This is a genomic window from Sphingobacterium mizutaii, assembly GCF_900187125.1.
In the GTDB taxonomy this organism is placed as follows: Bacteria; Bacteroidota; Bacteroidia; order Sphingobacteriales; family Sphingobacteriaceae; genus Sphingobacterium; species Sphingobacterium mizutaii.
In genome coordinates, this window is record NZ_LT906468.1 from 4,573,117 (window position 1) to 4,596,916 (window position 23,800).

The following is a 23,800-nucleotide window of genomic DNA, read 5'->3' on the forward strand; positions in this document are numbered from 1 at the left end:
ATTGATCATGTATTCGAAACGTCAAATCTCTTTATTTATCATTTACGATTAACAGAATAAATTATGCTTACAAAAATCATTGAGTTTTCTGTAAAGAACAAACTCATTATAGCATTATTGGTTCTTGGTTTAATCGGCATTGGCTCTTATCAGGTAAGCAAATTACCGATTGATGCTGTGCCGGACATTACCAATAATCAGGTGCAGGTTATTACAATCGCTCCGTCTTTTGGGGCAACCGATATCGAACGTCTGGTTACTTTCCCAATTGAACAGGCGAACTCCAATATTTTCGGACTCAAAGAAATCCGCAGTTTCTCCCGTTTCGGATTGTCCTTGGTTACCATTGTTTTTGATGATGGTATTGATGTGTATTGGGCAAGACAACAAGTGGCAGAGCGGCTGCAACAGGTTCAGAATGAAATTCCGCAAGGTATCGGAACACCGCAATTAGGGCCGATTTCTACCGGTTTGGGCGAAATCTATCAATATGTCGTTCGTCCTAAAGAAGGTTTTGAACAAAAATACGACGTTACGGAACTCCGTACCATTCAGGATTGGATTGTGCGTCGACAGCTACTTCAGGTCAAAGGCGTAGCGGAAGTCAGCAGTTTTGGCGGTAAATTGAAGCAATACGAGATTGCCGTGAATCCCGACCGACTTAATGCTTACGGCATTACCATCAATGATGTTTTTGATGCACTGAATGCCAATAACCAGAACACCGGCGGTGCTTATATCGAAAAAGGGCCAACCGTTCTCTACATTCGGAGCGAAGGTTTGGTGGGCAATATTGAGGATATTCAAAACATTTCCATTACCAATAAAAACAACGATGTACCGCTGTTTATCCAAGATGTAGCTGATGTCAAAATTGGTTTTGCCACCCGTTACGGAGCGATGACTTACAACGATCAGGGCGAAGTTTCGGGTGCGGTGGTTATGATGCTGAAAGGTGCCAACAGTAGTCAGGTCATCAAAGATGTAAAAGCCAAAGTGGCTCAAATCCAGAAAACCCTGCCCGAAGGCGTGGTGATAGAACCCTTTCTTGACCGTACCAAAATGGTGAATAATGCCATCAGCACGGTAGAGAGAAACCTTATGGAAGGTGCTTTAATCGTGGTATTTGTCCTCGTTTTATTTCTCGGAAATTTCAGAGCCGGCTTACTCGTGGCTTCGGTGATTCCACTAGCAATGCTTTTTGCCATTTGTATGATGAACCTTTTCGGGGTGAGCGGCAATCTGATGAGTTTGGGTGCACTGGATTTTGGATTAATCATCGACGGAGCGGTCATTATTGTAGAAGCCGTCCTGCATCAGTTATCCCTCAATCCTAAGTTCAAGAGCCTGCTGAAAATTCCGTCCAATGATATGGATAGTGTAGTTACAGAATCTGCCGGAAGAATGATGAACAGTGCAGTTTTCGGACAAATTATCATCTTCATTGTGTACATTCCGATCCTAACATTGCAGGGGATTGAAGGGAAAATGTTCCGCCCGATGGCAGAAACGGTGGCGTTTGCATTATTAGGTGCATTTCTGCTTTCCCTAACCTACATTCCGATGATGAGTTCGGTTTTGTTGAAGAAAAGAAGTTTAAAACCTTCGTGGTCGGACAGGGTAATGAAGAAAGTAGAAGCGCTTTATTTGAAAACCTTGCTGAAAGTTTTACGCATTCCGAAAACCATTTTTACCATAATCGGGATATTGTTCATCACGGCAATAATTCTGCTAAGCAGAATGGGCGGCGAATTTATTCCGTCTTTGGAAGAAGGTGATTTTGCGGTGGATACCCGCGTTTTACCGGGCAGCAACCTTACCACCACGATTGAAAGTACGCAAAAAGCAGCCCATATCTTAAAAACCCGTTTCCCCGAAGTGGAAAAAGTGGTCACCAAGATAGGAAGTGGAGAAGTGCCTACCGATCCGATGCCAATGGATGCTTCGGATATGATGGTCATTCTGAAAGACAAAAAAGAATGGACTTCCGCCAAAACGTTTTCCGAATTATCAGAAAAAATGAGCAAAGCACTGGAAGATGTGCCCGGTATTACAGTTGGTTTTCAGTATCCGGTAGCGATGCGTTTTAATGAACTGATGACTGGTGCAAGACAGGATGTGGTCATCAAAATCTTTGGCGATAATCTGGATTCTTTGGTGCAAAATGCCAACCAACTCGGTAAAATCATTGAAACGGTAAAAGGTACACAAAACCTTTATATAGAACCGGTTTCCGGGCTTCCGCAGGTGGTGGTAAAATACAATCGTCCCGTGATTGCTCAGTATCATCTTTCTGTTGCAGATGTCAATCGGGTGATTAATACCGCATTTGCCGGACAGAGTACAGGTTTGGTTTTTGAAGGCGAAAAACGCTTTGATATGGTAGTACGCCTGAATGCCAGTGACCGAAAAAACATCAATGATATTCAAAATCTATTGGTTCCAACACCTGCAGGCAATCAGATCCCGCTCAATCAGCTGGCAACCGTAGATGTGGTGGAAGGTCCCAATCAAATTCAACGTGAAAATGCACAACGCCGTATTGTCGTCGGCTTCAACATCAAAGACCGTGATGTGCAAAGCATTGTGGAAGAATTGCAGGGTAAAGTGGACAAACAGATTAAACTTCCGGCCGGCTATTCTATTACGTATGGCGGTTCTTTTGAAAATCTGAACAACGCCAAACAACGGTTGATGATTGCCGTTCCGCTGGCATTGGCATTGATATTTGTCCTGTTGTTTATGGCGTTCAAGTCGATTAAAGAAAGTCTTCTGATTTACACCGCCATTCCGTTGTCGGTCATCGGAGGTGTATTTATGTTGAATTTACGCGGAATGCCTTTCAGCATCAGTGCTGCCGTTGGTTTTATCGCTCTTTTTGGCGTAGCGGTTTTGAACGGTATTGTATTGATTTCAGAATTTAACCGACTGCATAAAAACGGCATTAGAAATATCGTCAGAATTGTGATTGATGGCGGCGAAAGCCGATTGCGTCCGGTATTGATGACCGCAGCCGTTGCCTCCCTCGGCTTTATCCCGATGGCAATAAGCACAGGTGCTGGAGCAGAAGTGCAGCGACCTTTGGCGACCGTGGTAATTGGCGGACTGATATTGGCCACTTTGCTCACCCTTTTTGTCCTACCGCTTTTATATGTCAATATCGAAAATGGATTTAAAATGAAAAAACCAAAATCCAAACATGTCGCCTCTGTTCTGTTGATTTTTATGCTGTTTTCAGGAATAAAAATGAAGGCACAAACCATAATTTCTTTAGATGAAGCCGTGCAAACAGCGTTGCAAAACAATCGCAACCTGAAAAATGAAAAACTGCGTTCGGATTATGCCAAAGCATTGATTAAAACTTCTAATGCCGATATTCCGCAAACCGCAGTTACAGCAGATTACGGACAAATAAATAGTGCATACAACGATATGAAATTCGGGATTTCACAGAGCATCGCTTTTCCAACTGTGTATCAGAAACAGAAAAATTTGCATTCCGAAGAATGGAAAAAAAGCCAGTTGAATGTTTCGCTTAAAGAATTTGAACTGAAAAAAGCCGTCAGCCAAAGTTATTTCCAGATGGTGTATTGGAAAGATAAGGAAAAATTGCTGAATGAAACGTTGCAACTGTACACCCAATTTTTAGACAAAGCCAGTTTGCGTTTAAAAGCTGGAGAAAGCAATATTCTGGAAAAAACAACGGCTTCCAACCAAAAATCCGCAATTGAGATTCAGTTGAAACAAGTGCAGCAGGAAATAAAAACCTTGCAGTTGCAGTTCAGTTGGTTGCTCAATTCCGAAACGGAATATCTTCCTTTGGAAAATTCCAGACCGGTTCTTTTGCTTCAGGAAAATGCTTCGCATCCCTTGTTACATGTATTGGAACAGCAAAAAACGGTTGCCGGCAAACAAACCGAAGTGGAAAAATCCAGACTTCTTCCGGATTTGCAAATCGGTTATAATCTCAATTCGTTCAAAGGTATGGGACCTGATGATAAACTGTATTCTGCTACACCACAGTTTCAGTCGGTGATGGTAGGTGTTGGCATTCCAATATTTTCAGGCGGACAAAAGGCAAGAATTCACGCTTCTAAAGTGGCGGAAAGCATTGCGGAAAACGATTGGCATAATACGGAATTTGCATTAGAGAAAAAACAGCAACAGCTCAAGCAAATGTATCAAACGAATCTCGAAATCATCAACCGTTACGAAACTGATGAACTGAAAAATGCAGACATCATTACCAAAACAGCACAGCAACAATTCATTAACGGAGAAATCAATTATCTGGAATTTGTAATGCTCGTCAATCAGGCAGTTTTGCTCAAAAGCAATTATGCAGATGCCCTATTGAAACTAAACGAAAGCGTGGTTGAACTGAATTATATCACGATTCAGTAGTTGATGAACAGAATATTTTAAACAGTAAACAGAATTTTTCAAATCAATATATAATTAGACAAGAAAATGAAAATATTAAAATTATACGGTTCTTATTTTTTGGTCTTGATAGTACTGCTTTCCGCAGTTCAATGTCAACAAAAACAAGAAACCACCGCCACCAAAACTGCAAATCCGAAAGACGAAAACACGGTTATTTTCACCGATGCACAGTTACACAATACCCCCATTGAAACCGCGGAACTGTCGATGCAGCATATTTCCACCGTATTGAAACTCAACGGTAAAATTGATGTACCACCGCAAAATCTGGTTTCCGTAAGTACACCGCTGGGCGGCTATCTGAAAAGCACCCGCCTTTTGCCAGGGATGAAAGTAGTTAAAGGTCAGGTAATTGCCGTTATTGAAAATCCGCAGTTTGTACAGTTGCAGCAGGATTATCTGATGGCAAAATCCAAATACCACTTTGCCCAACTGGATTATAACCGACAAACTAAGCTCAACCAAAGCCAGGCAAGTAGTGATAAAGTGATGCAGCAGGCACAATCCATTATGAGCGATCAGAAAATTCTGATGAATTCCATTGCCCAGCAACTGAAGTTGGTCAACATAAATCCGGCTAAGATATCTGCCGGAAATATTCAGCAGAGCGTACCTGTCTATAGTACCATCAACGGTTTTGTGAGCAAGGTGAATGTGAATGTAGGCAAATATGTAACGTCTTCGGATGTGCTGTTTAAACTCATCAATCCTTCTGATATTCACCTCAATTTAAAAGTGTATGAAAAGGATTTGGAAATGCTGAAAACCGGGCAACAGATTGTGGCTTATACCAATGTAGATCCTTCAAAAAAATATGCCGGTGAAATTTTGCTGACGAGTAAAGACGTGGACGGAAGCGGCATGGCTGAGGTTAATTGTCATTTTGAAAAATACGATCCTGCACTCATTCCCGGAATGTATATGAATGCCGAAGTGAAAACAGAAAATTCTTTTGCCAATGCTATTCCGGAAGAAAGCGTGGTGGATTTTGAAGGGAAAAGTTATGTCTTTACAGAAACCGGGAAACAGACCTGGAAGATGGTCCCGGTCACATTGGGAATTTCCGAAAATGGCTTTGTTGAAATCCTCAACTTTGCTGATTTTCAAGGTAAGAAAATCGTGGTCAAAAACGCCTATACCATATTGATGAAGTTGAAAAATACCAGTGAAGATGAAGAATAACAGTCAGATAAAATCTGATATAAAAATTTAAAATAATGAGAAATTCAACAAAAATATTTACCCCGCTTCATCGTGGTTTACACTGGGACACAGCTCTACTAATGACGGTTTTGTTTATCACCGGATTTCTTCGGATCAACTGGATGGGTAAAAAAGCCATTCTGGGAGCTATTGAAAAAAATATGCAAGGCATTGATTTAACCAATGAACAAACCATCGTAACAGTAAAAAGCATTCTGGACCCTATGTGGCAATGGCACGTATATGCAGCGTATGTTTTCTTTGTAATCATTGCGGTTCGCATCATTTATATGTTGGTAAAGGGCATTCGTTTTCCAAATCCTTTTTCGGCAAATACATCAGCAAAAGAAAAATTTCAGGGATTTATTTATCTGCTATTTTACTTGTTTGTGATTGTTTCATCCATCACCGGAGCCTACCTGAAATGGTGGAATGGAGACCTGAAAGATACAATGGAAACCATTCATAAATGGGCAATTTACTGGTTTCCGATTTTTATTATTTTGCATTTTGGCGGGATTTGGCTGGCAGAAAAAACAGCTCAAAAGGGAATTGCTTCCAAAATGATTGGCGGAGATGATTAATAAATTTAAGAATGAGACATTTATTATTGATACTCATATTGTGCGTTTATCAATTGGGAATAGCACAAACGGATAGTTTGGTAACAGGTCAAAAGATGGATCAATCATTTGACCACGCCTATCAATTTAAATATAAAAAGCTGATTGTACCTTCTGTTTTTATCGGATACGGAATCCTAAGCCTGACGTCTGATGATCTGAAACAGCTGAACCGTTCCACCCAATATGAAATTGGGGAGCATCAGCCGGATAAAATAAAACTGGATAATTATACCCAATACGTACCTGCAATATTGGTTTATGGATTAAATGCTATTGGACTTAAAGGAAAACATAATTTGAAAGACCGAAGTATTATTTTAGGCACATCGTTGCTGATTTCAAGTGCTGTCGTATTACCTACCAAGCATTTGGTGAGAGAAGAACGACCAGATGGTTCTAATAATTTGTCGTTTCCTTCGGGACATACTACAACTGCTTTTACAACAGCACATTTTATGTTCCGTGAATATCAGGATGAAAATATTTGGTTAAGTTTGTCTGGTTATCCAATTGCTGTTTTTACGGGAGTTTATCGCATTTTGAATGATAAACATTGGGTGGGTGATGTGGTTGCAGGTGCCGGTATTGGAATTCTCTCCACAGAAGTTGCCTATTGGTTGTTCCCAAAAGTCAGTCAATTATTTTCAAAAGATCATAGCAAAAATAGTGCTCTTGTATATCCGTTTTATCAAAATAAAACAATGGGATTAGGTTTGTCTTTAAACTTTTAAAATTATAAAAATGAAAAATATATATAAATTCATTATCGTTCTCAGCATTGCCTTAGTGGCACTTGTTCTGGAATTTATCCTGAAAGAACCGCATTATGCTAAAATCTTAATTACGGCAACCGGCATTTTGATGTCCATTGTTCTTCTGAAAGGAATGATCGACGTGCTTCGTTCCGGGAATTTTGGCGTGGATATTTTGGCGATTTCTGCCATTGCTGCAACCTTAGCTGTTGGTAATTATTGGGCGGCACTCATTATCCTCATTATGATTACCGGAGGTGATTCGTTGGAAGATTATGCCCAGAAAAAAGCCCGGAAAGATTTAAAATCATTGCTTGATAATACACCCCGAATTGCTCATAAAAAAACAGGAAACGATTTACATGATGTTCCTGTGGAGGATATTAAAATCGGTGACATCATCATCGTAAAACCCAAGGAAATTATTCCCGTGGACGGAATTTTACTGAGTGCAGAGGTGCTGCTGGACGAATCTTCGCTCACGGGCGAATCCAAACCCGTCAACAAAACCAAAGGCAACAGCTTATGGTCGGGTTCGGTGAATGGTTCGGGAGCCATTACCATTCAGGTTTCCAAACTCGCCAAAGACAGCCAGTACCAGCAACTCGTGCAATTGGTGCATAATTCCGAAAAAGAGCCGGCACATTTTGTGCGAATGGCGGATCGGTACGCTTTGCCTTTTACCATCGTTGCTTTTTTAATTGCCGGAATTGCTTATTTGATTACCAAAGATCCCAACCGCATTGCCGAAGTGTTGGTGGTGGCTTCGCCCTGCCCGCTGATTCTGGCGGCTCCCATTGCCCTGATAGCCGGAATGAGCCGTTCCAGCAGAAATGGGGTGGTGATAAAATCCGGGACTGTCATCGAAAAACTGGACAGAATGAAAGCCATCGCCTTCGATAAAACCGGAACCTTAACCAAAGGCGATCTTACTGTGGACGACATCATCCCGGAAAATTCTTATTCGCAAGACGAACTGATTGATTTTGTAGCCAGCGTAGAACAGCAGTCTTCCCACGTTTTGGCGGTTTCGGTGATGAAATATATCGGGGATAAACCGATTCCTCTGGCAACAGATTTAAAGGAAATAGAAGGAAATGGTATTGAAGGAAAAGTAAACGGCAAACTGGTGAAAGTGGGTAAACTGAATTTTGTAACGACCGAACCCATTTCAATTAAAACGGAAAAAACCTCGTTATTTGTTTCGGTGAATGACAAATATGCAGGGGAAATCACCTTTACCGATGAAGTGCGCCCCGAAGCCCGGCAAACCATTGCCCAATTAATAAAAATGGGTATCCAAAAAATTATGATGATTTCCGGCGACAAGCAAAGTATTTCTGAAAACATTGCCAAAGAAATTGGCATTACGGAAGTGCACGGTGGCTGTTTGCCGGAAGACAAACTGAAAATCCTGAAAAGTATGCCCGACGAATTTCGCCCGGTTGTAATGGTGGGTGATGGCGTGAACGATGCACCGTCGTTAACCGTTGCCGATGTAGGCATTGCGATGGGTGCTAAAGGATCGAGTGCCGCCAGCGATTCGGCTGATGTGGTGATTTTAAGAGACAATCTGCAAAAAGTGAGTGATACTATTCTCATTTCCAAAGAAACGATGAAGATTGCCCGTCAATCCGTTTTCATTGGCATTGCCGTTTGTACCGTGCTTATGCTGATTGCAGCCTTCGGTGTTTTACCGGCATTGATTGGTGCAGGATTGCAGGAAGTGGTGGATCTGATTTCCATTACCTCGGCATTAAGGGCTTTGAAGGACAGAACGTAACCACAACATTTGTTAATTGTCAGGAAAACCTTCAAAGGTCGCTGTTCAAGCAAAATAAAAACGTCCATAAAGACCGAAGGGTCGATAATGACCTGTTGAAAGGCATAAAGGGTTGTTAAAAAGAATCGCTTCTAATTAAGCAATTTTAAAAGGGGATTGTCATTCCTTTTTATTCGCCACGCAGCGGAGAGCTGCCCGTATCCGTTCAGGACGGTAATTATATACTAAATTTTCCAGTAGACGAGTACACTGAAGTATCATTGACTGACGAGCTGTTAACAGCTACCGACAAAAAACCTATAGCCGCATTTAAAGGAAAGACAGATTATATGCTGGTATTTGAAAAGGAAGAGGATGTTGCTTCTCTACTCCCTGATTTAGCGAAAATTGCCAAAATAAATGCACGAGGAATTATTGTAACCGCCAAAGGTAATCAATATGATTTCGTTTCCCGCTTTTTTGCTCCGGCATGTGGCGTTAACGAAGATGCCGTATGCGGTTCTGCACATACAACGCTCACTCCTTATTGGGCTGGACAATTAGGCAAAACTGAATTACTCGCTTTTCAACTTTCAGAAAAAACAGGCGAAGTACATTGTAAGATATTGGGTGACAGAGTTGAGCTGGGAGGAACAGCCGTACTGTATTTGAAAGGCGAAATATTCATCTGATAAAAATGGTGGAATGAGTATAGAATCAGCTAAAAAACATTTAAGCAAATGGAATATTTGATATAATAAAAAAGAACTACCATTGAACCAAAAGAATGCCCAAACAAGGTTAATTTGTTTTATCCCGTCTCTATTCTCAGCTGTTCCAGATCCTCGACTAGTACCATAAGATTCAAAGTGTTGGCAATCGAATCGGGCACTCTCGAGAGCAGACTTCCCCTCTGGTCATACAGTAGAAAACTATTCGAATGCGTATTATTTCGAAATGCATCTACAAGATAATAGAAGTTGTTTCCCGGTCCACCATGAAGGGAAACCACGGTATCACCATGTCCAATGGATGTTACGTAAAGTTTTGCTTTTGAATCAGCGGAAGGCAAGTACCAGGAGTTCATATCAAGTACATCAAGGATATCCTCAACAGATCGCTCTTGGCTCTTTAATCCCGGTGTAATCAAAAATAGTACAGTAATTAGAGACAGGATTTTTATTATTTTCATAACGAATTGGAGCATTGGTCAAAATCGAAATCACTAATAGTCAAATTCTCACGTTGAGTGTATAATGCCGCAAGGAATGTGCCATATTGCTTATTCGGAGGATGACTTTTCGAAGTTTACAGAGGATGTTTTGACTTTTTTAACCACACCATCATCATAAAAATCAATGTTTTCTATGGGGTTTTGTTGTAATCCAAAGGAATAAGAACCATACACCAAAAGCTACACTGAATCCGATCCAAGGAGACTTCATGCTGATCGCAGCAAAGAACCCGATTGTTGACAAGAAACACGTTAAAAAGAATAAAAGTAAATTTTTCATGAGTAAAAGTTTAAATATTAAAAAATTAAGTCTGTATCCAACGAATTGTAATCGTTGGATACAAATCAAGTTAAGCAGCTTTACCTGCTTATTTCTTTCTTCCTAATCAGTTCCAAAATTTTAGGCTCTGATTTCCTCAAGAACTGCATTACTTTATTTTGGACGTCATCTATAATTCTCCAATCCTTGGCGATATAAATATCTGTAACACGATTTCCATTATCGACATGGTTGAGTGCTAAAGCAACATCATCTTTACTCATCCTACAGTCATTTCTAGCTGTATTTGCGAAGGTATGGCGCGCACCATAAAGCGTTACTACCTGTACACCCGAAAGTTCTCGGAGTTTCTTCATTCCATGTTTTAATGAGGAATTGAAAGTGGTCCGGCTTGAATATCTTTGTGATAACTTTCCAATATATTTCTCCAATAAAGGTTTAGCTTCATCAATTATCCTTATACTAATAAATGCTCTGTCTTTTCGTTTCCCCTTAGTTTTAGATCGATTGTAGTCAACCCGACCATTTCGAACATTGTCAGTAGATATTTTAAATAAATCAACAGCATTCATCCCGCACAAATAGAATGAGAGCATATATAAGTCCCGAGCGAGTTCAGCCCTAGTGTTAGGTAACACTTTACAATCTCGAATTCTAATAACCTCTTCAAGATTATTATTTCTATTTTCGGTAAGAGGAGCTGAACCTACCTTATATTTTTTGAAGGGATAGTGTTTAATCAATATAATGCCCAGATCTTCATTATTGTAATGGTTCAACGCTTCATTAAATAATGTACGAAGATCTCTCATATAATTATATAAACTAGTATCCGAAACAGGCTTTGAAACAGTAGTAACGGGCTTTCCCAACTGGTTTATTCTTGTTATTGTCCGTTCAGATTTCAAGTAACGTTCAAACTGAACGAGCATATTAAAATGTATTTCATTTATTGAGACAGTTTCCCGATTAAAAAAATCAATGAGGTGGTTACGGACTGATCGATGGTTAGCGGCAGAACCATCACGACCGTCATCCTTCTCTTGTTGAATACAGTTCGCACAGAACTTGATAAAATCAATTTCTTCATCTATATTTTTGAGATAATCCCTTAATGAACCCGCGGTGAAAAAGTCAAGCTTCTCCTCGAGCTCGCTGATCGTTTTACGGTAGTCCTTTAGTTTCTTGTCAACTATTTCAAGGACAAAAGGATCTTTAATACTAAATTCTTTTTTTCCTTTCACCTTGGTGAGTTGTTTTAGGGAAAGGAAATGAGGAGTGTCTATAATTTTTTTTTCCTCTTTGTGATAGACCCTAATTTTCACATTGTAGGTTCCATCTGCTTTTTTGTGGTGTTCATAAACCTTTGCGCTTACGGTTGCCATAATCTTTTCATTACCACGAAAACCTTTGTGACGTATTTGTGACGGTTTTACGTGAAGTTCAACAAAAAACTATGCAAAACACACCGTTTTGAGGTTTTTCAAAACGTGTAGGGAGGATGTTCCAAAACCACCCTAAGGAAAGCAAAAAAGCCGTTTTACGCAAGTAAAAACGGCTTTTTTAGATAGTGACCCCGCTGAGGCTCGAACTCAGGACCCACAGATTAAGAGTCTGTTGCTCTACCAACTGAGCTACGAAGTCATTTGATAAGTCAAAGGTACAAGTCATGACAAAAAAATCAAATAAATTCTACAGTTTTTTGCGATTTTATGACATCTTCTTTATTCTCCGACCACAAACCTTACCTTCCTTACCCAAAACCTTTCACTTCCCAACCATTCCTAAATTGCCTTTTCAAAAACTTATCCGCTTCTGGAGCGTTCGGGAATTTTAAATTCAATGCATCCCATTCCAAGACCTTCCCAGGAACTCTAATCGCTACGGTACCCAATAGGATCGCTTCGGTCATCGGACCGGTCTGTGCAAAATGCGATTCCGTTTTTGCCTTTTTCAGACAGGCATCCACATAATGGTGATAATGGTTCCTTTCCTCCAACTTAGGGTACTGCAGGTCCTTGAACTTGGTCAGTGGCAACAATACCGGGGTTCCACCATGCGGAATCAACAATGCCCCTTCTGTACCGACCAACATTGCAGCCTCTTCCGGATATTCCTCGCCGTTGTTGTAAAGCGCCTGTACCTCCTTTGGTGGATAGAATTCTCCATCAAACCATTCTAAAGGCATGATATCTGACTCCGTTCTCTCATTTCCCGGGAATTTCCAGCTGATATGGTTTCCTTGCGACCAGGTGTCAGCCCGTCGTTCTGGGGAATCTTTCCAAGACTCCTGCACTTTGGCAAATACGGAAAGTGGAGCTTTCAACCCTAGTCCTTTCCAGACCGCATCGAAGATATGGCAACCTATATCTCCGGACCAACCTGTTCCGAAATCCTGCCAGGTACGCCAAATTCCGGGATGATAAACGGTCGGAGCATAAGGGCGCATTGGAGCTGTTCCAATCCATTTATCCCAATCCAGAGTCGATGGAACCTCATAGGTTTCCTTTGGTCTCGGGCCGGCCAATCGATAGCCCGAAATCCCCGAACGGTTCGAACATAAATAGGCATGCTTCACCTTTCCGATCAGGCCTTCCTTAATCCATTGCACCGCCGTGCGATCACCAATAGAAGAGGCAATCTGGGTTCCAAGTTGAGTAACCACGCCAGCCTTGACCGCATGCTTGGTCAGAACCCTGACCTCCGCAACATCATGGCACATCGGCTTTTGGCAATACACATGCTTGCCGGTATCAATGGCCGCCATAGCAATAATAAAATGGTTATGATCAGGCACCGTAACATTTACGGAGTCGATATTCTTTTTCTCCTTCTCAAGCATTTCCCTCCAATCGGTATACAATCTAGCCCCTGGAACCTGCTGTGCAGCTTGTTTCAGATGGTTTTCATCCACATCACAAAGGGCCACGATCTGGATGTCGGGATGCGATTTAAATTGCTGCAGATCATGTCCGCCCATTCCGCCGACACCTATACAGGCATGCCTGAGCTTCTTGGCAGGAGTATTCGCGAAAGCTCGATCAAGGAAAAACGGGGCCGAGGCGGCCACCCCCGCAACGGTACGGATAAAATTCCTTCTGGAAGTTAAATTCTTATTGTTCATAATTGTGGGTTTAGGTTCGTATTAATTTGGTAGTACTTTTACACGGATATTCTTGAACATCACTTTGCTTCCCGGATCATGTCCCTGCAAAGCAAAAGTCCCGTGAGAGATAAATTGACCGCGTTCGGAATCCTTCTTCAGATTGGGCTCTATATATTCATAAAGCAATTGACCATTGATCAAGATCCTCACCTTTTTGCCCTTCACGATGATATGCTGGGTATACCATTCATTATCGACAGCTGGAGCCTTGTCCACATTCACCACATTATAAAGGCTACCTGACTTCTTCCAGTCCGTATGGGTCAAGTTCACCTGCACCTCGTGGCCAACAGCAGGAAAGCCCTTGACCTGGAAATCCGTGTGGAAATAAATCCCTGAATTGGATTTCGGAAAAGTCATCACATCAACCTTAAGTTCGAAATTCTTGAAGTCGTGGTTGTTCACGTCGCCCTCATAGAATAGATGGGATACATTTCCATTCACCACAATGGCCCCATCCTTTACGCTAAAGGTCTGCGGATTCTCATTGACCTTCCAACCGTTCAAGGTCTTACCGTCAAACAGAGAAATCCAACCTTCATCCTTTTCACTCTGCGTTTGCGCCAAGACAGTACCGGTTCCAAAAAATCCAACCAATAACAGCAAAACCAATCTTTGAATTGGATTTGCACTAATTCTTAATATGCTCATATAAATTAAATTTTAACTTTTGGGTCTATAATACATTGCGGCGCAAAGCTTTAGCAATCAGGTTTATAGACCTAATTTACAAAATAACTGCCAGATTGTATATACATGCAGGCTTATTTATTGTAACTAATTTATGGGGTAGGGGATTGCGATGGATTTCGGGTTGGAGTCCGCTACCCAGCCGTGTATTTGAACCAAGATTCAAGAGATATGAGGGTAGACCCTGAACGGATTTTGAACCAGGATTATTGGGATGAGATGATGCGCCAAGATTATCATTTATTAGCCGGTTGGAAGGTATCGCGCTCGTTACGGGAATATTGGATATAACCGCTGAATATGGCCGTTTAAAAACAAAATTAAATCGATCAAAACTCTCAGTCCAACCTTATGCCTCATTTCCAATCCTGAACTGACTGTTCAGGATCAAAATGCGCAAAAGCGGTATTCTTGCTTGTTGCAAAACTACCGCTTTTGTGAGTTTTCTTAAAATTTTGAATTTGTCCCTCCCTGCTTTTATCTTTAAAATCTTGGTCAATCCTCCCATCCCGCGCTCCCCGTGAAACATTTTAATTAAAAAATTGAAAAACAGCTACTTAAATAAAATTTACTCACTCCACAACCTCAATTTCTTTCTTCGAAGAATGCGTCCTTCCGAACATATCTACCCCTTCCACTTCGATCACATGTTTACCAGCTTTAAGCTTAGGAAGTTTCAATTTCCAAAGGTGTGCCGATTGAACTGGATCGCTAGGTCTTCTGCCGGCTACCAAGGTATTGGCACCATCATAAGCCAATAGTTCTTTCATATAAGCGGGGTCTTCACCTTCTACCCTGTCCATAATGATCCAATCTGCATTATCGATCCTATAACGAACCTGATCCCTTGCAGAACCCAGGAAAAAGTTAGCATATACATTATAGCGTCCTACATATTTCGCCTTTACGACTGCCGGACCAAATAGACCGATTGTATAGCTATCATCTTTCCCTACGACCTTATAATCAAATTTATAATGGTTGCCATCTATTGACAGGATTGCATATCCTTTTGGAGTACCATCACGCATGGTCGAAGTAGGGATGCCCTGTTCATTCGGAAGGCCAGAATACCAGTCTCCAGAAGTGGTTCCCACATTGTATTCATGGTAAGGTTTGCTCCCTTTCCAGCCATCATCAGCTGTTAGGAAATTCTGTTGTTGATAATGCGTATGTGCAGATAGACCCAGGGTGTTCGGGTAATCCGCTAGGATATCAAATAATTGATTTCTGTCCTCATTACGGAATGATTTTTCATTCTCTTGAAACAGAGGAATATGATAGGCAAGGACAATCAGTTTATCTTTAGGGACAAACTTCAGGTCATTAGCGACGAAATCAATCTGATCTTGTCTCAATCCACCTTGGTAGCCTTTTCCAGTTTCCGGATGCGGATAGATAATATCATCGAGCACGATAAAGTGCGCATTTCCCACATTGAAAGAGTAATTGGCCGGGCCAAAGGCTTTCTCGAAACCCTCATCGGCGTATTTATCCTCTTTGACATCATAGTTCATATCGTGGTTACCCATTACATTGAACCAAGGGAGACCCATCTGGCCGATAGCCTGTTTATAACTAGGGTGCAAGGAAAGATCATCGCCAACCAAATCACCAAGGCTGATTCCAAAAAGTGGACCTTTTCTGGTTTTCGCTTCACTTACCACCCCATTTTTGAAGAATTCCATTTCCTCCGCGGTATATGCCTGAGGGTCACCAAAAACAAAAGCGCTAAAGTTAGCTGGTTCTTCCTTCACCGTTAAGGCAAAATCAATTGATTTTGGAAGAGCACCTGTAGCAGTTACGCCAGGGTATTTCAAAGCTGGAGAACCGTTTGGCTTGTGGATATAATAAAACTTTGGTTGATTATCGGCACCAACAGGTAAGGCATACCCAGAAGGTTTGATGACGAAGATGATGTTGTCGTTTTCAACCGGAATCTGATATTTTCCGTTCTTATCCGTTTGTACGACCTCTTTGCCATTACTGACGCTCACGCCAGCTAATCCAGCCTCTTTTTTGTCCAGACGACCGTTCGCATTAGCATCAATAAAGACAGTTCCCTTTGCCATTTCCTGACCGAAAGCTGTTCCTGTCAATAAACATGCTAGCAAGGACCAATATAATTTTTTCATGTGTTTATGGTTGTTTGCTCCAAACATAGGGTATGAAGTTAAATAAAAGATTAAGACAATGTTAAGTTAATCTTATATTCATGTGTCTTGCACAATATTAAAATAATGATTGGCAAGTAAAGCGCCAGTGGATCTTATTCGAGACATATTCCGTATTTTCACAACATGTCTCGGATATGGGTCGAGCAAGAGTAAGAGCGAATGCGCAAATTTTTCAGGAGCAGAAGAAAATTTTGAGATGTATTTTATGTTAAGAAATGCTGTTTGTCAAAGGATTGGGAAGATGGCCTGGAGAATAGTCCGCTCAGGAATTGGATTTATAGTCTTCGTATCCTGACAATTGTTCTAATACGGCAGAATAAATAGCTAAATAATGTATACCCGAATAATTCACTGTGTGTGAGTTTATTCAACAAGAAAGCCCGAGTTAATGATGAACATTACTCGGGCTTTTTATTATTATACTTTGCTTAATTCAAATCTTTTAAGATTTCCTGTACTGCTCTTTCCAGTTGCGGATCTTTATCCGCAACGCGATCCGCTACGGTATTCTTGATGGCGATATCCGGAGCGACACCGGTCAGTTCCAGATCCTTTCCGTCCAGGGTATAACATCCCCACGACGGCAAACGGTAGAACGAACCATCGACCAGACCCTTCCCTGAGGTAAAGATGATCCATCTATAGGTTTCCGTACCGATGATCTTCCCTAGTTTCAGCTCCTTGAAACCTGCCGCAGTCATTTCTGCATCTGAAAGCGATTGCTCATTGATCAGGAGCACGATTGGCTTTCCGGCTGGCGCGAAATTACTCTGTGGAGAAAGCTTACCGCCACGGTATTGCCATTTAAGGTATGGTCGTTGTGATAGGAACCTAAGCACCTCGTCATGCACATTACCACCGGTATTGTAGCGAAGGTCCAAAATAATAGCATCCTTGTTGTTCTCTTGTTCCGCCATATCGATCAAGAATGATTGCAGCTGTTCCCCGCTCATGTTCTTCATGTGCGAGTAGGCAATCCTATTCTTGCTCAGTTGATCGACCTTGTTTCGGTTGCCTCTAATCCACTCATCGTACAATAGGTCTTTGAAAGCAGCATTGCTCTGCGGACGGATATTGATGACCTCTTCCTTGCCGCCACGGTTCACCGTCAATTGGACTTCATTGGCTAGCGATGGCCAAGTAAAATAGGAGTCACGATCGCGTGTTTTATCGATCTTGTTTCCGTTCACCGCTACCAGCACATCACCCACTTTTAGATTGACATCTTTCTTGGAAGCAGGTCCTTTGGCTACGATATGTGCAACTTTATAAGGATCATTTGCATCATAGGTGACCCCAAGTTCATTCGTTATGAAATTATACTGCTTTCTTTCATCGGTACCAAAAGTACTGAAGCCCATGTGTGAGGAATTCAATTCGCCCAACATATCGTTCAATAGGATCCTTAAGTCCATTCGGTTGTTGATACCCGAAAGGTAGTTCCCATATTTCTTTTTCATCCCTTCCCAGTCTATGCCATGGAACTTCTCATCATAATAGTTCTCTTCGATATTGGCCCAGGTTTCATAGAACATCTGTTTGAATTCCTTGTCCAGGTCACGATTGAATTTGAAGCTGAGACCTACATTATCGAGTCTGTTCTGGTCGATATTATATTTCTGTATGTTTCCATTCACGATGGCAAAGTATTTTCCATCTACTTCTTGTAGACCTTGAAGAGCTCCGTCCAACACCTTTTCGGTTTTGCTGTTGGCAAATGGTTCAAAGGTAATGCGGTAAGTAGCCCATTTCCCTTCGTGGTTCGATTGGTAGAATACATAAGTTTTATCCCCTTTAGCAAACAGCAATGGATTGTATTGCGTCCCTCCTTGCGGACTTACCTGGGTGATACGGTCAGAAAGGCCTTTAACATCAATGCTAACGAGAACCTTCTTATCATCTTTCTTCTCTTCCTTTTCGGCAGGCTTTGCTTTTTTGTCCTTGCTGTTCTTATCGTTTTTTGTTGTTGTACTATCTTTCTTTACCGTTTCCTTATCGCTTTCCTTAAACATTTCATCGAATTTGCTGATGCGATAAGGTTCGTCATAATTCTCAAGTGCCATTCTGTACAGGCTGGCATTTTCCATTCCTGTCGGATAGGCAGGCTTAATTCGGTTGCTGGAGAAGTAAATGTACTTGCCATCGGGCGACCATGCCGGCGAAGCTTCTGAAACCCCTGTATTGGTTAGGTTCAAGGTTTTCTTATCAGCGAGATTGTACACGAAGATATCCTGTTCAAAATTGCGCATCGCAGTAAAGAGGACATATTTACCATCAGGCGAAAAAGTAGGAGAAGAATTCTGGAAAGCCCAAATCTCGTCCTTAACAATGGTTTCACTTTTCAAGCTGGCCAAATCCATCAGGCGTACTTCATCGCGCCCACTCAGGTATGCCGCTTTGGTATTGTCCTTATTAAAGCTGATGTCGCGATTGTTCCGATTGTCCTGGGTAAGTTGTTTGACCTCGCCTTTACCGTCTGCAGAACGGGAATACCAGTTAAGATACCCGTTCAAGGTCTGGTTAAAGATCAAGGTCTTGTTGTCTTTCAACCACATGACCTCAGATACACGCTCGCCTTGACTAGGCATCTGACGGACAAACTTGCCATCAACATCAGACACAAATAGCTCGCCCCGCGACACAAACGCCATTTTCTTGCCATCAGGAGAAACATGGAAATTGCTGATATTGCTTGTCACGTCAAATTCCTTGGATTTGCCCAATACCTGGTTACGGCTGAGGCTAATGGCAGGTTGGCTGGTTTTCTTGCTGGCAACATCATAGACAAAGAGTTGATACCCTTTCTCAAAAACCACCGCAGCACCATTGGCAGCGACCTGAGGACTGCGGATAGACTCAGGAAACTGGGTCAAGCCTTGTTTTTGCCCATTGTTGATGCTGTAAAGATTGTATTCGTTATTGCCTTCATCTGAGGCGAAGTAGATCGTTCCTTTGCTGTCCACTGTTGGCCAAAGGTCCTTCCCTTCATAGCTGGTGTATTCCTTATAGGCTTTAGTTTTAGGATTATAGCCCTTGATATCCGGGTTAAATGCGCCTTTATATCGTTTTCTATTGGCTGCGCTGTAGCTTTCCCAAGAATCGGTGAAAAGCAATTCCCCGCTAGGGGTTTCCACCATATTGTGGATATAGTTGAAGAAATGGGGAAAGATACGCTCTGCGGTACCACCATCCTTACTTACCTTGTAGCTGCTGAGGCGATTCTCGCGTCCTGAGGTAAAATACACCTGTTTGCTGTCCCAGCTCCACGAATCGACCTCATCGGTAGCTTCGTGGAAGGTAATCTGTTTGATGTTTCCTCCAGCCATCGGCATGATGTATACATCCATATTTCCGTTTTGGTTGGAAGAGAAAGCAAGCCATTGCCCATCTGGAGAGATCCTTGGCATAACTTCATTTCCCTCCATTGCCGTTAGGCGCAGAGCGGGACCGCCAGCAGCTGGAACTTTCCAAAGATCGCCCTCAAAACTGAAGACAATCGTCTGTGCATCGGGGCTAAGCGTTGGATTGGACAAAAAGGTTGGTTGAACCTGAGCCTTCAATTGCATGGATCCCCCTAACAACAAGGCTATGGACAATAATGTTTTATTCATAAATTGGGTCAATTTCGAATTGATTCAGAACAAATGTACAATTCAATTTTAGTATTATTAAAACCTGACCCTGGAAATTCCCGACAATAGCCTTGGAATCAAAAAGCACCCAATAAAAACAGGATATAACGATAAGATTAATAAACAGTTATAATTGTGTATTTTTTACACTTATCTGTACTACTTATATGAAAAATGTGCTATTTTTGTTACAAATTTATCAACGATGACATCATTAGGTGAGGCAAGCAACCATGTCTCTCAATCCATGAAAAGCAGGATCCGATGGGCGGTAGCTTTGTTCTATTTTGGTCAAGGCTTGGGCTTTGCGAGTTGGGCAAGCCGTATCCCGACTATAAAAACCGCATTGGGGCTTTCCGAAGCACAACTGGGAACCATCTTATTGATGTTGCCGATTGGCCAGCTATTGACCATGCCTATTTCGGCTGCTTTGGTCAACAAATACGGTAGCCATAAAATCTTGCCTTGGGCCGCATTCTTCTATGCATTGGTCCTGTTGTTCATCGCTTTTTCCAGTAATGCTTGGTTCTTGGGTGCAGCACTTTTCCTTTTTGGCGTAACGGGCAATATCTGTAATATCTCCGTCAACACCCAAGGTGTACTCGCTGAAGAGCTTTATGGTCGATCTATTATGTCCTCCTTCCATGGAGCCTGGTCATTGGCTGGGTTCACCGGAGCCTTGATCGGTTTATTGACATTAAACTTCGGCATTAACACTTTTGGCCATTTCATTGGTGTCATCATCCTGCTGACCATCAATATCCTGTTGAACAAGCAGTTTCTGGTTCCAGAAGTAGGCACAGAGAAGAAGGAAAAAGAGAAGACCAAGTTTAAGCCTGATGCATTGATTGTTCAGCTGGGTATAATCGGTTTCTTTAGTATGGCAACCGAGGGGGCGATGTTTGATTGGAGTGGTGTTTATTTCAGTGAAGTCGTTCATGCTCCAGAGAACTTGGTGATCTTAGGATATGCTTCCTTTATGATCATGATGGCAACGGGCCGTTTTATTGGCGATACCATTATCAGCAAAATAGGCAGACAGAGAACCCTGCAGATCAGTGGAATCCTGATGTTCGTGGGGATGTTATCTTCCGTTGTTTTTCCAAACCTTTGGGTCTGTACCCTAGCGTTTATGCTGGTCGGATTAGGCGTTGCCTGCAACGTCCCTACGGTTTATAGTGTGACCGGAAAGCATAAGACGATTCCTGCCGGCGTAGCCTTGGCCATGGTTTCCAGTATCTCCTACCTCGGATTTTTAATGGGTCCTCCACTAATCGGATATGTGGCAGAAATATTTAATCTACGATATTCATTCGCCCTGTTTTCAATGTTCGGCTTCTTGATGTTTATCATGACCAGCCGATTGAAAATCTTCAGGGAACAATAGAAGCTTAAGGCTTTACGGCCTTAAGCTTGTCCAATTCTTTTCTTGAAATCTTTAAGATGGTACCATGTCTTAGACCTTTTGGAAATTCCAATTGATCGCTGATATCGGTCCAGGTCTTGAGATCCTTGGATTTGATCAAGCCAAAATGGTTGTCCATATAGCGATCGAAATAGATATAGTATTCCCCATTTATATTAGCTACCGTAGGCCCTTCTGCCCAATAATCTCCGGTTATCTTTTCACTGGCATCGCTGTAAGGTCCATCCAAACTATCCGCAAAGGCAAGCTTTAGGTTCTTCTCGGGTTTTGGTTCTCGGGTTTCATCCTTGATGACCATCATCCATTTATTTCCCTTTTTTAAGATCGTAGCATCGATACTGTTGAAACCTGGATCATACAGCAACATGGTCTCCGAGAAATTCTTGAAGTCCTTGGTCAGGGTATAATACATCCTATGGTTATAGCCATTATCCCCTTCTACCTGTGTTTCAGGAAATTCGCCTGTAATGGTGGAAGCCCAATAAATCATGTATTCTTTGCTTTCGGGATCATAGGTGACTTCTGGAGCCCAAGAGTTCCGGGTGCTGTCCTCATGTTCCATGACCGGTATATATTGTTGTTCTGACCAATTGATCAAGTCCTTGGAGGTCGCATGGCCAATACCCTTCTGGGTCCAGCTAACGGTCCAAACCATGTGATAGAGACCATCGCCTCCCTTGATGATACAAGGATCCCGCATCAGTTTGTCAGGGCTCAATTTTGGAGTCAGAAAGGAGGCATCGTTCTTTAAGGCCGTCCATTTCAAACCATCTTCACTATAGGCTAGATGCAAGCCATCTTCACCATTTCCCTTAAAATAGGAAAAGATATACGCGGAATCTTGCTGAGCTGTAGCTGATAATGCAAGGCATAAAAGTGCCAGGAAGGAAATTAGTTTATTATACATGGATTAGGTTTTGTGATTACCCAAATATAGTTAAAATAAGCCTTTTTGCAAGGTGTGAACCCCAGTACGCTAAAGAATCATTTATACCAGGGGTTCTGTTTTTTGTCTTGAATAGAAAAATTTCAATATATTTAAGAAACGGGCTATGCATTATTAAAATTTAAGGCAAGCAGCAGGAATCACCTTTAACACCTATGACCGCATGGAAAAATACCTGAAAAAGATAGTTGAAGAGAAGGATACAATCAAGAAGGTTGATTTATCTGAGAAGTGGCTGGAAGAAGTTCCAGAGGTACTCAGGGAATGCAGGATGGTTGAGGAAATTAAACTGACTGGAAACGATATTTACGAAATACCGGATTGGCTCTTTGAGCTTCCCCATTTAAAGAAACTCGATATTTCCTTAAACGACATGGAGACCTTGCCTTCCGCCATAATAAAAGCGAAGGATTTGGAATTCCTTTCTTTTGATTCACCCATCAAGAAGCCTTTGCCGAAAGAGTTGGCACGTTTGAAAAAACTCAAGAAATTGGTGATCCATGAACAGATCTATGGTTTTCCGGATGAGTTCTTTGAGCTTACTTCCCTAGAGGAGATCGAATTTTACACCCCAAAAATAACCAGTATCCCCGACAGCTTTTCAAATTTAGTAAACTTGAAATCCTTTACTTTGACGCAGCTCCTGTTTGAAGGAAAAGCTAAGCCAATTGATTTTGAAGCTGTAATTGAAGTTCTTTCCACTCTTCCAAAGCTAGAGAACCTGAGCTTTTCGCAAGCTGGAATGTCGAGCATTCCTGCAAACATCAATAAACTACCAAGGCTAAAGGAATTGAACCTCAGAGGCAATGGTATCAAGGTCCTTCCCAAGGAGCTTTTTGAACTGAAGGACTTAAGGTTGTTGGATTTAGGGCAGAACGGAATTAAGACCGTCCCGGCTGAAATAAAAAACCTAGGGCAGCTAAAGACCCTGAAACTGAATTCTAATTTCAACCCTCCTATTGACCTTCAAAACTTGTTCAATAGCGTTAAGGAGCTCTCTAGTTTGCAGAACCTCCAATTATGGAGCTGCCAGACAAACATCAAGCTTCCTGAAAACATCGTTGATTGGACTTCATTAAAGGAGCTGGACTTCGACAACAATAAGGTGCAGCATCTGCCAGAGTCCATGAAACAGATGACTGGGTTGAAAAAGCTAAGGATCAGTAATAATCCTATTCCTGATGCTGAAAAAGAGGGTCTTGTGAAGGCTTTGAAGGGCACGAAGGTGATTGTTTAGGGAGTTGAACCAGGATTGGGTTCGACTCCCCTTCGACGCCGCTCAGGGTACGGCTCACCCGACGAGGATGGGAGGATGGGCCAAGATCATTGGCGTGGGATAAATAAAAACCCTAGATTGGTAATACGCAGTGTAGGGGCGTATCGAATACGCCCGCAGATGGGTTTTGAACTAGGATGGAATGGATAAAAGGATATTTCTGATTCTTCACTATTCGTTCAGA

The 23,800-nt window shown here is 41.9% G+C and carries 15 protein-coding genes and 1 tRNA gene; 8 read left to right on the forward strand and 8 right to left on the reverse strand.

The annotated features are described in order from the left end of the window. Positions 1-63: 63 nt before the first annotated feature. From CKW03_RS19835 to CKW03_RS19860, 6 genes are all read left to right on the forward strand, one after another. Complete coding sequence (locus tag CKW03_RS19835) at positions 64-4,404, forward strand: CusA/CzcA family heavy metal efflux RND transporter (RefSeq protein WP_093099838.1); 4,341 nt, start codon at positions 64-66, stop codon at positions 4,402-4,404. 66 nt (positions 4,405-4,470) lie between these two features. Further along, entirely contained in the window at positions 4,471-5,628 is a 1,158-nt protein-coding gene (locus CKW03_RS19840) for an efflux RND transporter periplasmic adaptor subunit (RefSeq protein ID WP_086946604.1), read from the forward strand. Between the two features lie 35 nt (positions 5,629-5,663). Then, positions 5,664-6,233, forward strand: coding sequence for a cytochrome b/b6 domain-containing protein (locus CKW03_RS19845; protein WP_093099840.1), 570 nt, complete (start codon positions 5,664-5,666; stop codon positions 6,231-6,233). Positions 6,234-6,244: 11 nt separating this feature from the next. After that, positions 6,245-7,006 (forward strand): phosphatase PAP2 family protein, encoded by a 762-nt coding sequence (locus tag CKW03_RS19850; protein ID WP_093099842.1) that lies wholly within the window; start codon positions 6,245-6,247, stop codon positions 7,004-7,006. Between the two features lie 10 nt (positions 7,007-7,016). Then, positions 7,017-8,810, forward strand: a complete 1,794-nt coding sequence (locus CKW03_RS19855) for a heavy metal translocating P-type ATPase (protein WP_093099843.1) — start codon at positions 7,017-7,019, stop codon at positions 8,808-8,810. Positions 8,811-9,031: 221 nt separating this feature from the next. Next, on the forward strand, positions 9,032-9,481 hold the full coding sequence (locus CKW03_RS19860) for a PhzF family phenazine biosynthesis protein (protein WP_256962586.1): 450 nt from the start codon (positions 9,032-9,034) through the stop codon (positions 9,479-9,481). Positions 9,482-9,600: 119 nt separating this feature from the next. Here the strand turns inward: CKW03_RS19860 and CKW03_RS19865 are convergent, their stop codons facing one another. From CKW03_RS19865 to CKW03_RS19895, 7 genes are all read right to left on the reverse strand, one after another. Beyond that, complete coding sequence (locus CKW03_RS19865; RefSeq protein ID WP_139185509.1) at positions 9,601-9,981, reverse strand: alpha/beta hydrolase family protein; 381 nt, start codon at positions 9,979-9,981, stop codon at positions 9,601-9,603. 402 nt (positions 9,982-10,383) lie between these two features. Next, positions 10,384-11,688, reverse strand: a complete 1,305-nt coding sequence (locus CKW03_RS19870; RefSeq protein ID WP_093099848.1) for a phage integrase SAM-like domain-containing protein — start codon at positions 11,686-11,688, stop codon at positions 10,384-10,386. 186 nt (positions 11,689-11,874) lie between these two features. Next, positions 11,875-11,947 (reverse strand) — tRNA-Lys (locus CKW03_RS19875). Positions 11,948-12,056: 109 nt separating this feature from the next. Then, the gene (locus CKW03_RS19880) at positions 12,057-13,427 is read right to left on the reverse strand and encodes a Gfo/Idh/MocA family protein (protein ID WP_093099850.1); all 1,371 of its coding nucleotides are present in this window, start codon (positions 13,425-13,427) and stop codon (positions 12,057-12,059) included. 21 nt (positions 13,428-13,448) lie between these two features. Further along, complete coding sequence (locus CKW03_RS19885; RefSeq protein ID WP_093099852.1) at positions 13,449-14,120, reverse strand: 3-keto-disaccharide hydrolase; 672 nt, start codon at positions 14,118-14,120, stop codon at positions 13,449-13,451. 611 nt (positions 14,121-14,731) lie between these two features. Continuing rightward, positions 14,732-16,294 carry a calcineurin-like phosphoesterase C-terminal domain-containing protein gene (locus tag CKW03_RS19890; protein WP_093100181.1) on the reverse strand — a complete coding sequence of 521 codons (1,563 nt, stop codon included), beginning with the start codon at positions 16,292-16,294 and terminating at the stop codon, positions 14,732-14,734. A 470-nt stretch (positions 16,295-16,764) separates the two neighbouring features. Then, positions 16,765-19,947, reverse strand: coding sequence for a S41 family peptidase (locus CKW03_RS19895; protein ID WP_093099854.1), 3,183 nt, complete (start codon positions 19,945-19,947; stop codon positions 16,765-16,767). Positions 19,948-20,173: 226 nt separating this feature from the next. On the opposite strand from CKW03_RS19895, the gene CKW03_RS19900 reads away from it, so the two are divergent. Continuing rightward, on the forward strand, positions 20,174-21,355 hold the full coding sequence (locus CKW03_RS19900; protein WP_093099855.1) for an MFS transporter: 1,182 nt from the start codon (positions 20,174-20,176) through the stop codon (positions 21,353-21,355). Between the two features lie 4 nt (positions 21,356-21,359). Here CKW03_RS19900 and CKW03_RS19905 read toward each other — a convergent pair whose 3' ends face one another. Beyond that, entirely contained in the window at positions 21,360-22,301 is a 942-nt protein-coding gene (locus CKW03_RS19905; protein WP_093099857.1) for a glycoside hydrolase family 43 protein, read from the reverse strand. Positions 22,302-22,503: 202 nt separating this feature from the next. Here CKW03_RS19905 and CKW03_RS19910 point away from each other — a divergent pair, with 202 nt between their 5' ends. Beyond that, positions 22,504-23,577, forward strand: a complete 1,074-nt coding sequence (locus tag CKW03_RS19910; RefSeq protein ID WP_093099858.1) for a leucine-rich repeat domain-containing protein — start codon at positions 22,504-22,506, stop codon at positions 23,575-23,577. Positions 23,578-23,800: the final 223 nt, after the last annotated feature.

Excerpts from the sequence above, each read along its gene's own strand:
- CKW03_RS19835 (WP_093099838.1), top strand. The coding sequence starts at position 64 with ATGCTTACAAAAATCATTGAGTTTTCTGTAAAGAACAAACTCATTATA.
- CKW03_RS19840 (WP_086946604.1), top strand. The coding sequence starts at position 4,471 with ATGAAAATATTAAAATTATACGGTTCTTATTTTTTGGTCTTGATAGTA.
- CKW03_RS19845 (WP_093099840.1), top strand. The coding sequence starts at position 5,664 with ATGAGAAATTCAACAAAAATATTTACCCCGCTTCATCGTGGTTTACAC.
- CKW03_RS19850 (WP_093099842.1), top strand. The coding sequence starts at position 6,245 with ATGAGACATTTATTATTGATACTCATATTGTGCGTTTATCAATTGGGA.
- CKW03_RS19855 (WP_093099843.1), top strand. The coding sequence starts at position 7,017 with ATGAAAAATATATATAAATTCATTATCGTTCTCAGCATTGCCTTAGTG.
- CKW03_RS19865 (WP_139185509.1), bottom strand. The coding sequence starts at position 9,981 with ATGAAAATAATAAAAATCCTGTCTCTAATTACTGTACTATTTTTGATT.
- CKW03_RS19870 (WP_093099848.1), bottom strand. The coding sequence starts at position 11,688 with ATGGCAACCGTAAGCGCAAAGGTTTATGAACACCACAAAAAAGCAGAT.
- CKW03_RS19880 (WP_093099850.1), bottom strand. The coding sequence starts at position 13,427 with ATGAACAATAAGAATTTAACTTCCAGAAGGAATTTTATCCGTACCGTT.
- CKW03_RS19885 (WP_093099852.1), bottom strand. The coding sequence starts at position 14,120 with ATGAGCATATTAAGAATTAGTGCAAATCCAATTCAAAGATTGGTTTTG.
- CKW03_RS19890 (WP_093100181.1), bottom strand. The coding sequence starts at position 16,294 with ATGAAAAAATTATATTGGTCCTTGCTAGCATGTTTATTGACAGGAACA.
- CKW03_RS19895 (WP_093099854.1), bottom strand. The coding sequence starts at position 19,947 with ATGAATAAAACATTATTGTCCATAGCCTTGTTGTTAGGGGGATCCATG.
- CKW03_RS19900 (WP_093099855.1), top strand. The coding sequence starts at position 20,174 with ATGACATCATTAGGTGAGGCAAGCAACCATGTCTCTCAATCCATGAAA.
- CKW03_RS19905 (WP_093099857.1), bottom strand. The coding sequence starts at position 22,301 with ATGTATAATAAACTAATTTCCTTCCTGGCACTTTTATGCCTTGCATTA.
- CKW03_RS19910 (WP_093099858.1), top strand. The coding sequence starts at position 22,504 with ATGGAAAAATACCTGAAAAAGATAGTTGAAGAGAAGGATACAATCAAG.